Annotated in this window: 9 protein-coding genes; 3 read left to right on the top strand and 6 right to left on the bottom strand. The window is 69.7% G+C overall.

The genetic code is table 11. The annotated features are described in order from the left end of the window. Window positions 1-2: 2 nt before the first annotated feature. The 3 genes from cobA to RIV12_RS04390 are packed head-to-tail and all read left to right on the top strand — an operon-like array spanning window position 3 to window position 2,569. Window positions 3-803, top strand: coding sequence for a uroporphyrinogen-III C-methyltransferase (cobA, locus tag RIV12_RS04400; protein ID WP_309322407.1), 801 nt, complete (start codon window positions 3-5; stop codon window positions 801-803). A 42-nt stretch (window positions 804-845) separates the two neighbouring features. Then, window positions 846-1,886 (top strand): sulfite exporter TauE/SafE family protein, encoded by a 1,041-nt coding sequence (locus tag RIV12_RS04395; protein WP_309322405.1) that lies wholly within the window; start codon window positions 846-848, stop codon window positions 1,884-1,886. After that, entirely contained in the window at window positions 1,883-2,569 is a 687-nt protein-coding gene (locus tag RIV12_RS04390; protein ID WP_309322403.1) for a sirohydrochlorin chelatase, read from the top strand. The genes RIV12_RS04395 and RIV12_RS04390 overlap by 4 nt, the downstream gene beginning before the upstream one ends. Window positions 2,570-2,668: 99 nt before the next feature. On the opposite strand, the gene RIV12_RS04385 is transcribed toward RIV12_RS04390, so the two are convergent. From RIV12_RS04385 to RIV12_RS04360, 6 genes are all read right to left on the bottom strand, one after another. After that, window positions 2,669-3,472: a TetR family transcriptional regulator gene (locus tag RIV12_RS04385; protein ID WP_309322401.1), complete on the bottom strand. Its 804-nt coding sequence runs from the start codon at window positions 3,470-3,472 to the stop codon at window positions 2,669-2,671. Between the two features lie 106 nt (window positions 3,473-3,578). Then, the gene (locus RIV12_RS04380; RefSeq protein ID WP_309322399.1) at window positions 3,579-4,388 is read right to left on the bottom strand and encodes an ABC transporter permease; all 810 of its coding nucleotides are present in this window, start codon (window positions 4,386-4,388) and stop codon (window positions 3,579-3,581) included. 118 nt (window positions 4,389-4,506) lie between these two features. Next, window positions 4,507-5,460 carry an ABC transporter ATP-binding protein gene (locus tag RIV12_RS04375; RefSeq protein ID WP_309322397.1) on the bottom strand — a complete coding sequence of 318 codons (954 nt, stop codon included), beginning with the start codon at window positions 5,458-5,460 and terminating at the stop codon, window positions 4,507-4,509. Window positions 5,461-5,673: 213 nt separating this feature from the next. Further along, a complete protein-coding gene (locus tag RIV12_RS04370) occupies window positions 5,674-7,413 on the bottom strand; it encodes an ABC transporter ATP-binding protein (RefSeq protein WP_309322395.1) in 1,740 nt (579 codons plus the stop codon). Window positions 7,414-7,415: 2 nt separating this feature from the next. Next, window positions 7,416-9,176 carry an ABC transporter ATP-binding protein gene (locus tag RIV12_RS04365; RefSeq protein WP_309322475.1) on the bottom strand — a complete coding sequence of 587 codons (1,761 nt, stop codon included), beginning with the start codon at window positions 9,174-9,176 and terminating at the stop codon, window positions 7,416-7,418. A 163-nt stretch (window positions 9,177-9,339) separates the two neighbouring features. Further along, window positions 9,340-11,748, bottom strand: coding sequence for an ATP-binding cassette domain-containing protein (locus RIV12_RS04360; protein ID WP_309322393.1), 2,409 nt, complete (start codon window positions 11,746-11,748; stop codon window positions 9,340-9,342). Between the last annotated feature and the right edge of the window lie 65 nt (window positions 11,749-11,813).

Genomic DNA, 11,813 nt, shown 5'->3' with positions numbered 1-11,813 from the left:
GCATGGCCCGCGAACTTTCCCCCCATGCACCCGCTGGCTCCACCGGCTCAGCGGGCGGCTGGGTGGCGCTGGTGGGCGGTGGCCCGGGCAGCAGCGGCCTCATCACCGCTCGCGGCCTGGAGCTGTTGGGCCAGGCGGACGTGGTCGTCGTCGACGCGCTGGCGCCCCGGGACCTCCTGGAGGACCTTGACCCCAGAACCGAGGTCATCGACGCCTCCAAGCGGCGCGGCCGGCACGTCTTGAGCCAGGAGGAGATCGATGCGCTCCTGGTCGACCTGGCCCACCGCGGCAAGGGGGTGGTCCGTCTCAAGGGCGGCGACCCCTACGTGCTCGGGCGCGGCGGGGAGGAGGCGGCCGCCTGTTGCGCGGCCGGTGTCGCCGTCGAGGTCGTCCCGGGGATCACCAGCGCCATCGCCGTGCCCGCGGCGGCCGGGATCCCCGTGACCCACCGGGGCCTGTCGCGCGGCTTCTCGGTCATCACGGCTCATGCGGATCTCGGGGTGCTCCCCCAGCGCCGCGATCACACCCTCATCCTGCTCATGGGGGTCTCCCGACTGCGGGACTCGGTCGTCTCCCTGCTGGAGGCCGGCAGCGATGCGGCCACTCCGGCAGCGATCATCGAACGCGGTTACCTCCCCGACCAGCGCGTGACCACTACCGAGCTGCGATGTCTGGCCGACGTCGCCGCCCGGTACGGCGTGACCGCCCCCGCGGTCATCGTCATCGGCGACGTCGTCACTCTGAGCCCGTACTGGGCTGACCGAGTCGTTGAGGAGGCCCGGCCGGCGAGCCCCGCCGCCTGAGCCCGCCTCGGCGCATGTAGACCGAATGTCCCGGAGTCACTGATGCGCAAGCTTGTTCTTCTCGCCCTCGTCGGCCTGGCCGCTCAGCTGGTCGACGGCTCTCTCGGGATGGGGTACGGCATGACCTCGTCCTCCCTGCTGCTTCTGGCCGGTCTGAGCCCGGCACTGGCCTCGGCCTCGGTGCACCTGGCTGAGATCGGCACGACCCTGGCCTCGGGGGCCTCCCACTGGCGGCTGGGCAATACCGACCCTCGCCTGGTGGTCCGGCTGGGGCTGCCCGGCGCGGTGGGGGCCTTCGGCGGAGCGACGGTCCTGTCTCACCTGTCGACCCGAGCGGCGACCCCGGTGACGGCGAGCCTGCTGATCCTGCTGGGGGCCTATGTCCTGGGGCGCTTCTCCCTGCGCCCGCCCCGAGGCTCCGGCAGCAGGCGCTCCCCGCACGGCAGACGGCTCCTGTTTCCCCTTGGGATGGTGGGCGGTTTCGTTGACGCCACCGGCGGTGGCGGCTGGGGACCGGTGGTGACGACAACGCTGCTCACGGGCGGTCGCACGGCGCCGCGCACCGTGGTCGGCTCAGTGGGGGCCTCGGAGTTCCTGGTGACGGTGGCGGCCTCGGCCGGTTTCCTCACCGGACTGGGCACCGCCGGCATCAGCCTTAGGATCGTCCTGACCCTGCTGGCCGGTGGACTGGTGGCTGCACCGATCTCCGCCTGGCTGGTCTCCCGTCTGCCCGGAGCGGTGCTGGGTACCGCAGTCGGCGGACTGATCCTGGCCACGAACCTGCGGGTCCTGCTGTCCTGGGCCGAGGCCTCGGCCCGAACCGGGTTCCTGTTGTACGGCACGCTCGGGGTGGTGTGGGCGGCCTTCCTGACCCTGGCGATCCGCAAGGCGCAGGCCAGTGCCAAGGATGTTCGCGAGGAGACCGATCAGGCGCTTGAGGAGGTCCGATCCACTCATCAGCGCGGCCACGCACCTGCCGCTGTACCGGACGAGCCTCTCACCTCCGGTGAGCCCATCGGGCCGAGGCCGGTCGACCCGGTTCGTTCTCGCACGAGTGCAGATCTGGTGGTGGAGCCGGTATGAGTACTCGTCCTCTGGTACTGCTGGCCCATGGCTCGCGCCGGCCCGGGCCGTCCTCAGTCCTGTCCCGCACCGCCGAGCGCGTCCGCACGATCCTGCCGGAGGTGGAGGTGCGCACCGGCTACATCGAGCTCCAGCCCCCGGACCCGACCACGGCGCTGGAGGGGCTGGTGAATCCGGTGGTGCTGCCCTTCTTCCTGGCCCGCGGCCATCACGTCCTCAATGACGTACCGGCTGTGGTGGACCGGCACGGATCGGGGACGGTCACCGGGCACCTGGGCGTCGAGGAGCACCTGGTGGAGGCCGTCGCGCAGCGGCTCCAGGAGGCCTCCGCGCCCCTGGGCGGGCTCCCAGGGCTCGACCATGTTGTCCTAGGGGCGGCCGGGTCGCGTCAGGCGGCGGCGCTGGAGGAGGTCGAGGCCATCACCCACTTGCTCGAGGCACGTCTGGGGCGCAAGGTAACGCCCGCCTACCTCTCGGCTGCACGCCCCAGCGTCCGTGACGCGGTGAGCTCGGCCCGAGCCCGGGGTGCCAGGCGGGTGGGTGTGGCCACCTACCTGCTGGCGGAAGGGCGTTTCCACCGGACCCTGCACTCCACGGGCGCCGATATCGTGGCCGCTCCCATCGGCGACCACCCGGCGGTCGCTGAGCTGGTGGTCCACCGCTACCGGGAGCAGGTCGCCTGACCGCGAGCCCCTTCCTCCATCGAGAAGGACACTGTTCGCGGAAGACAACCGTTGTCCGTGTCTTTAGGCAAAACATGCCGCTCTCGGCGGAGAGGCATATCAGTCACGGCCATCCTCAAGGAGCCGCTCGGACAGGCGCTGGACGATGGGTTCGACCTCCTGCGAGGTGGTGGCTGCGGCGCTCACGCGGCCGAAGATGCCCACCGCCAGAAGTCCGAAGGCCGTCTCCTCATCCTGCTGGCTCGGCTCACGGCGTCCATGGGAACGGGCCACCAGGAGGGAGGTCTCTCTCAGCCAGCGGCGCCAGCTGCCGGCCAGCCGGTCCCGGGAGTCCTCATGACGAATCGCGTAGAGCCAGGTCTCCAGGTGCAGGACAACATCCTCCATGGGAAGCTCCTGGAGCTGCTCGCCCCACTGCTCGGGGCTCGCCATCTCCCGAGCGGCCTCATCCGGACTCTCCTCACCACAGGTGACGACCTCCAGGAACAGGGCCTCCTTGGAGGGGAAGGAGGAGTAGAAGGCGCCCTTGGTGAATCCGGCCGCCGAGGCGATGTCACTGACCGACGCCCCCTCGTAGCCCTTGGCAGCGAAGACCTCCCTGGCAGCAGCAAGAATCCGCGCCCTGGTCTCCTCGCTCCGACGGCGCCCGCCGCTCCGACCCGAGGCGGCGCCGCTGACTGCAGTGGAGGCGGAGGCCAGCTTCCGGGAGGCGAGGTCCAGGGAGGCCGCTACCGCACTCTCACTGCTCCGGCGCGCTCCCTGACCGGCCGCCCCCACTGCACGGGAGAAGGCGGTGATCGCCTCATTGAGGGCGCGCGTCGCCTCCCTGATGTCATCAGAGGCGGAGGCCCCGGAGTCATCACTGTCACTGTTCGGCCCACGGGCAGAGCTCCTGGCGGTCATGCCCCCACTGTAGAGGAGGCCCCTCAGAAAGGGGTTCACGGCACTTCCCCCTCCACGTTCGTCACTCCCTCCACCGGGCTCCAACCATTCGGGCATCCCGGCCGACTCAGGGCCGCCTTCCCAGGGCCCATGACGCTCCGGCGACGGCCACCAGGCACCATCCGCCCAGGAGGCCCCAGGAACGGGTGGGCATGGTGGCGTCGTCGGAGAACAGTCCCGCACGCACCACCTGAGCCATGGGCTCGAAGGGCAACCAGCGGTGGATCTCCTGGGCCCAGTCGGGGAGCCTGTCGGCGGGGAAGCTGACGGGCGAGAACAGCATGATGCCGAAGGCGAGTACCTGGGAGAGGATCTGAGCCAGGGCCGGAGCCAGGAGCGTGGCGATGGCGTATCCGATGCAGGCCGCTGTCAGAGCGACCAGTACGGCGCCGGGCACCAGCCACCACTGCGGGGCGAGGTCGACGTCGAAGCGGGCGTTGGCCACGAGGACGCCCACAACCAGGCCGGGCAGTGCAAGAGCGGTCCAGATCGCGAGGTCTGCCAGGAGGAAGGCGATCCTGGGGACGGGCAGGGTGCGCATCCAGTCCAGGCTGCCCTCAGTGCGGGACTGGGAGACCCACTGAGGCGTCATAATGAGGCCCAGCGAGATGAGCGCGATCGCCGGGCCGCCGCCGGCCAGGTAGAGGCTCGCCTCGCGGCCTGGGTGGCCCGCGATGAGCCCGTATCCCAGGACCATTGAGACGGACAGCAGCGTCTGGACGATGATGAAGAGAGGAAGCACGGGCAGGCTGCGACGGAACTGCCACTGGATGAGCAGGCCGAGCTGACGCCAGAGCGAAGTCTTCTGGGACGCGACCTCGAGAACAGTCTCACTGGCCGGGGCCGCTTCAGCAGTGGCACTGGTTGGAGCAGGCATCGGATTCTCCTTACGTTTCATGTTTCTCTGGGGACTGGAGTCGCACCGCGCCTACGTAGCAGCGCGGGGATGACGCGAATCATCGGGACAGGCCGGGACTCCCACGGATTCACACGGTTCAGGCGGCATGACGGCGCACCTCCTCTCCCGTACTCCCGGTGAGATCGACGTAGACGTCCTCCAGTGAGATCGGTGCCAGCTCGTAGCGCTCGATTGCGCCGTCCTTGAGGGCTTGAGCGGCCCACTCCACGGCCTGGGTCGTACGCTGAGAGTCCACCGCCACGGATGCGCGCACGGCGTCGTGCTGCGTCAGGCTCATTCCCGCGGGAGGCTCGATCCGCCGGCCGGGAATCCGGCTGACCTCCAGGACGAAGGGAGATCCGTGGCCGGCCACGAGTGCCGCGGGGGTTCCCTCGGCGATGACGTGGCCGTGGTCCAGAATGGTGAGCCGGTCGACTGCCCGCTCGGCCTCCCGCACGTTGTGGGTCACCAGGAGGACCGCCGCCCCGGCCTCGGCCAGAAGACGGATCTGGTCCCACAGCAGGCGCCGGCGTACCGGGTCGACATCATTGGTGGGCTCATCGAGGATGACCAGGCGCCCGGGGACGACGGCGCACATGGCGAAGGCAGTCAGACGGGCAACTCCGCCGGAGATCTTCTGCGCGGGAGTCCTGGCCCACTCCCCCAGGTCGAGGGCGTCGATCAGCTCTTCGGCGCGCCTGCGCGTCTGACGCGGACGCCCTCCTCGTATACGCCCCACGAGGTCGATCGCCGTCAGGGGCGTGAGCCCGGTGATGGGCACATTGGCCTGCGCCTGGACATTGGTGAGGCGACGGGCGAGAGCGGGGTTGGCGACGGCGTCAACCCCGTCGAGCCTGATGCTCCCGGAGGTCGGACACAGCAGCCCCACCACCTGGTTGACCAGCGTGGTCTTGCCCGCACCGTTGTGCCCGAGGAGCCCGACCACCTCGCCGGCACCCACCCGCATAGTGACGCCGGCGTTGGCTCTCACCGCGTGCGGCCCACTTCCGAAGTGCTTGTGAAGGTCCTCAATGGCTAGTACGTCGGCCATGAAGCCCCCTCCTTTCGTTCAACTACCTGGAACCAAGCACCTGATCGGCCACCAGACCGATCCGTACCGGTTGGTATCTAACATACCACTCAGTATTACCAGAAGGTTTCACAGGGCTCTGAGGGTTCTCATAACAACAGAAACGCTGTCCCATACCAACCGGTACGGGACAGCGTCTGCCCACCATGTCGTCTGACCTGAAGCGGCCCCGCCTCACCCCTGACGGATGTGCCAGCGCGAGGAGGTCGTGGATGCCTCGATGAACTCGCGGAAGGGGCCGGGAACGGCCGCCAGCTCCTGGGGCGTACCACGCTGGGCCACGCGGGCACCGGCCTCGGTCGGTTCGAGGAACACGACCTCGTCGGCCTGGCGGACGGTGGACAGGCGGTGGGCCACCACGATGACGGTGCGGCCCTCGGAGAGCTCGCGCACCACCTCGGTGATGGCGGACTCGTTCTCCCCGTCCAGGGCCGAGGTGATCTCGTCGAGCAGCAGGATGGGTGCGTCCTTGACGAAGGCCCGAGCAATGGCGACGCGCTGGCGCTCCCCACCGGACAGGCTCAGCCCGCCGGGACCGACCTGCGTGTCCCACCCGTGCGGCAGCGCCTCGATGACGCGGTCCAGGCGGGCGCGTCGGGCGGCGTCGGCCAGCTCGGCGTCGGTGGCCTCAGGTCGGGCGATGCGCAGGTTCTCGCGGATCGTGGTGTCGAACAGGTAGACGTCCTGGAAGACCATGGAGGTCATGCCCATGATCGTCGAGGCGCGCATGGAGCGAACCGGTGCGCCGCCGATGGTGACGGTCCCGTCGTCGACGTCCCAGAACCGGGCCGCCAGGCGCAGGATCGTGGACTTTCCCGCCCCTGACGGGCCCACCAGGGCGGTCACTCTTCCCTGTGGTGCGCTCAGGGAGACTCCCGCCAGGACGGGGCAGCCAGCATCGTAGGAGAAGGAGACGTCGTTCAGGGTGATCGTGGTTCCCCGGGGCTCGATCTCCTGACCGGGCTCGGGGTCGGGCAGGGGACGCGCGTCGAGGATGTCCCCCACGGCCCGCAGGGCGACCTTCGCGTTGTCTGCCTCGGAGCCGTACATGGCGGCCTTGGTCAGTGGCAGGAGCGTGCGCGCGGTAACGGCCATGATCGCGAGGTATCCGACGACGTCGAGCCTGTGCCCGCTCACACGTGACAGTCCAGCCGCCATGACCAGGGCGAAGGCGATGTTGACGATGAGGTTGAAGTACTGCCCGGGTCTGCCTTTGACCCGTAAGCCGTCCAGGGTGGAGGCGGAGTCGGCCTCCAGGGCGGCTCGCACCGGCGCCCAGCCCGTCTTGGTGACACCGGTGGCGCGCAGCACGGGCTGGAGCCGGACGAACTCCACGAGGCGTCCGGCCGCGGCGCTCGAGGTACGGTCCTCCATCTCGTTGGCGCGAGTGGTGGCATCTTCCATGAGCCGCCACACGAGGACCAGCGGGACGATGGTGGCGGCCATGATGATCGCCAGGGGCCATTCGACGACGGCGGTGGCCGCCAGCATGACCAGCGGGACGATGAAGGCGTTGCACAGGTTGGGGATCACCATGGAGGCCAGGTGGGAGAGGGTGTTGACCTCCTTGGAGGTGGCGTTGACGACCGCGGCCTCCCGCTCGGCGCTGAACCAGCCCAGGGGCAGGGTCAGGACGTGTTCCGCGATGCGGTCGATCATCGTGTCGCAGACCTCGAAGACACTGACCCGGTAGGAGCGGTGCATGGCGGTGGTGTCGACGACGGCGGTCACCACACCCAGGACCACGACTGCGATCAGCCAGGCGGTCAGGGACTCCGAGCGGGAGTAGAGGGCGCGCAGGAAGGGGATCATGAAGGCCAGGGTGAGGCCCTGAAGGACGGCGGAGGCGACGAACCAGGCGGTGATGACCCGCATCTCGGCGGCGTTGACGACTCGCGTCAGCAGCTTCCACATGGCTACTTCCCCTCCTGCCCGGCGGTCTCGGCCCCGAGCTGGTCGACCTGCTCGGTCAGCGCCGCAGCATCGGTCTCCTCGTTCAGGTCCTGGCTGCGCCACATGACGGCGTAGCGGCCACCTGCTGCCAGCAGCTCCTCGTGCGTGCCGTGCTCGGTGATGCGTCCGGTGTCGACGACGAGGATCTGGTCGGCGTCGCGGATCGTGGACAGGCGGTGAGCGATGATGATGACGGTTCGCCCGGCCGCAAGTCGGGACAGGGCCTGGTGGATGTCGCGCTCGGAGGCCGGGTCGGCCTGGGCGGTGGCCTCGTCCAGGACGAGGACGGGGGCGTCCTGGAGGTAGGCGCGCGCCAGGGTGACGCGCTGACGCTCTCCTCCGGAGAGGAACCCGCCTTCGTCGCCCAGGGTCGTGTCGTAGCCATGGGGCAGACGCGTGATGCGCTCGTGGATGCAGGCCGCCCGGGCGGCCGCTTCAACCTGCTCCCGGGTGGCGTCGGGGCGTCCCAGGGCGATGTTGTCGTGGACGGACTCATGGGCCAGGGCCACATCCTGAAGCACGATCGCCACGCGCGAGAGCAGCCAGGGGAAAGTCGCATCTCGCACGTCGACGCCGCTGATGCGCACGGCGCCGTCGTCGACGTCGTAGAAGCGGGCGATGAGGCGGGCCAGGGTCGACTTGCCACCACCGGAGGGGCCGACGAGCGCTGTCACGGTTCCCGGCTCAGCGGTGAAGGACAGGCCGTGCAGGACCGGGGAGCCGGCCTCGTAGGAGAAGGTGACGTCCTCGACGTCGACGCGCCCGGGGGTGGGCCCCTCGCCGTCGCCATGGGTCCCCTCGGGCATTGGCGGCTGGGAGAGCAGGTCGGCGGTGGCCTGGGCGGCCATCCTGGACTCGTACATGTGCTGCATGAGACCGATGAGCGTCATGAGCCCCTCCGGCAGCCCGAGTGCCACCAGGAAGAACGGCAGTGTCGCCGACAACGGCGTCCACCCCTGGGAAGTGAACAGAACGGCCAGGACCGCGACCGTGGCGAAGACCGTGGAGGGCCGCAGGACCGCGGTCATGGCACTGATGGCCTTCCCGGACCTGCTCACCCACTCGTACGACAGGCCGGAGAACTCGGTGCGCGCCTGGCTGAAGCGGGTGCGGGAGGCGTCGGTGGCCTGGAAGCCCTTGATCTCCTTGATGCCCTCGAGCATCTCGACGGTCGCGGCGGCCAGCGCGGTCTGAGCGGCACCGAAGCGCTCGGTGATGCCCGACAGGCCGGACAGGGTCAGGAGCATCGCTCCCAGCGCGAGTACCCACAGCCCCACCAGTGCGCAGGCCAGGCGCCAGTCGGTCCACAGCAGATAGGCCGTCCCCGCCGCCGCCATGACGACGGCGTTGGTGGCGTCCCCGGGGACGTGGGCGACGAGGGTATGGATGGAGGTGGTGTCGTCGCAGACCATCTTGCGGATGGTGCCGTGCGGGATCTGCGCCACCCGCCCCAGAGGCAGGCTGCTGATGGCGTCCACGACCCGCTCACGCAGGTGGTGTCGCAGCCGGGCCTCGGCCAGGTGCGTGATCCCGAGGCCGGCCAGGTAGAGGGCCTGGGAGGCGAAGAGCGCCCCAACGGCGATGGCCGCCCAGATCCACAGACTGCCGCGCCAGCCCTCCGGTGAGGTCTCTCCCAGGCAGATGGCCGCCATGTTGCGCAGGGCCTCGAAGGGCACGATGGACATCAGCGCTCCGACGGCGGTCAGCAGCCCGGTGACGATCATGGCCGGGCGCGCCGGCCGGATGAGCTCGCCGACGGTGACGCCGGGACGCCCGGAGCCGCCGGCCTGCCCGGAGTGGTCGGGGTGCTCGGCCGGCTCCGTGGTGACGCGTTTCGTTGCCTGGTGAGTCGTCTGGCGAGTCGGTTGGTCGGTCATGGTGCTCTCCTCAGCGGAGGGTGTTCCAGGTGAAGGCGACCAGCGTCCAGGTGAGTGCGACGACTCCCCAGTCTCGCGCCCTCCAGGGCTCGTCGGTCATCTCGGTGCGCTGTCGGTGGGCGCCGAAGGCGCGTGAGTCCATGGACAGGGCGACGCGCTCGGCGTGCTGGATGGCCAGGATCATCAGCGGCAGGATCGATCCGATCCAGCGGACCACGGGGGCCAGCAGTCCCCAGCGGCCGCCCAGTCCGCGCAGCGCCCTGGCGGTGCGCAGGAGGACGAAGTCATCATGGAAGCGCGTGATGAAGGCGATGGCCGCGGTGCCCGCCGCCCCCAGACGGTAGGGCATGTGGAAGGTGGTGGTCAGGGTGCGGATGAGGGCCTCGGGGTCGGTGGAGACACCCGAGATGAGGACGAGTGCGATGAGTGCACCGATGCCGGTGCCTCCGGTCACCGCGTCACCCAGGTCGTAGAGGCGCGCGGCCGTCTCCTGGTGGTGGATCCCGCTGCTGAAGATCCAGGTCATGAGCGCGGTGACCGCCCAGGGGGCGATCACCGAGGCCACGGTGCGTCCCAGGGAGGCGCGCGCGGCGACGACGAGGAACGAGGCGACCAGCAGGATGCCCAGGTTGAGGTGATGGTTGCGTACGGCGAAGACCATCACCATGACCGGCAGGACCGAGGCGAAGAGGGTGAGGGGGTTGAGCGAGGTGAACAGGCCTCGCCGTGGCCCGGGCCGGGGCGGCACCGGGGCGGGCTCTGGCAGACCGGCGTGCGAGTCCGCTGCTTTGATGCTGGGCGCCCCTGACGGCTCGTCCGCGTCGTCGGCCGCCGTGGCCTCCCGCGCTGGGGCCGAGACCGTTCCGCCTCGCACCGACCCCGGCAGGGCGACGATATGGGTGCAGTGCCCCAGGGCGAGCTCGAGGTCGTGGGTGGCCATGATGACCGTGCGTCCCTGGTGGCGCAGCTGGTCGATGAAGTCCATGAGCTCGCAGGTGTTGTCCCAGTCCTGCCCGTAGGTGGGCTCATCAAGGACGACGACGTCACGCTCCTCGCTGACCATGGTGGCCACCGACAGCCTGCGGGCCTGGCCGCCCGAGAGGGTCAGCGGGTGGTGGTCCCGGTGGGTGACCAGGTGGAACTGCTTGAGGAGCCGGTCGACCCGCTCCGGCGGGGTGCCCCCGACGGCGAGCTCGGATCTCACGGTGGTGGCCACGAACTGGTGCTCAGGATTCTGGAAGACGTAGCCGACCAGGTGCCTGCCCTTGCCGACGGCACGGCCACCGACCACTGCCTTGTCGGCGCTTGAGCGGACGAGTCCGGCCAGGGCGGACAGGATCGAGGACTTGCCGGCACCATTGGGGCCGATCAGCGCCACCAGCTCGCCGCCTCCCAGCCGCAGGGACACCCGGGGTGAGCGCCCTGGGACCTCGAGGTCTATCAGCTCGACGCTGGTTCGGGGCTCGGGCCGGGGGCTGCCGGCGAGCGCGCGGCGGGTGTCGATGGCCTCGACCTGCTGCCAGCTCTCAGTGGAGTCCCACGTCCGTCTCTCCAGGTAGCGCACCTCCTCATCGGCGCACAGGTCGGCGAGCCGCGGCACCCGGATTCCGGCCTCGGCGCAGGTCAGTGCCGCCTCCGGCTCGGCCGCTCCCGAAGGGAGGTCGTCGTCGGTGTCACGCAGGGCGCGGGGCATCCACACTCCGGCGGCGGTCAGCTCGCGGCGGTGCCTCGTGAAGACCTCGCACGGCGAACCGACGGCGATGGTCATCCCATCGGCGTTGAGGGCCAAGACCTGGTCGACGATGGGCAGTACCGGGTCAAGATCGTGGTCGATGACGACGACCGCCATCCCGGAGGCCGTCAGGGAGGAGATGAGTGAGTAGAACTCCTCGCGGCCAGTGGCATCGATAGTGCTGGTCGGCTCGTCAAGGACGAGGAGCTGTGGTCGCATGGCCAGGGCGACGGCGACGGCAAGCCGTTGACGCTGCCCGCCCGAGAGCGTCCAGGGGTCGTCCCAGATGCGCTCGATCAAGCCCACCGCCCGCAGAGCCTCCTCGACCCGTGCGGCGATCTCCGGCCTGGGCAGGCACAGGTTCTGCAGCGGGAAGGCGACATCGTCGTGGACGGTGCGGGTGACGACGGCGGCATCAGGACTCTGGCCGACGTAGGCGACGGTCTCGGCCAGGGTCTGGACGGTGGCATCGGCGACCTCGGTGCCGTCCAGGCTCAGGCTGCCGGCGTACTCCGAGGGCAGGCAGTGCGGGATGAGCCCGCACAGGGCGCGTACGAGGGTGGTCTTGCCGCAGCCCGAGGGGCCGATGACGGCGGTGACCTGAGCGCGCAGGTGAGTGAGGTCGACGGATTCCAGGACCCAGCTCTCGCGTCCGAGGTAGTGGACGCTGAGGCCCTCAATGCTCACTAACGCCGCTTCTGCTGCCCTTTCCGGAGGCGGTTCGGTCTCGTGCTCAGCGAGCACGGCGGGCG

It is taken from the genome of Actinomyces stomatis, from assembly GCF_031292835.1.
GTDB lineage: Bacteria > Actinomycetota > Actinomycetes > Actinomycetales > Actinomycetaceae > Actinomyces > Actinomyces stomatis.
Note: the sequence above shows the minus strand (reverse complement) of the source record. Positions and strands in the feature narration are given on the sequence as shown.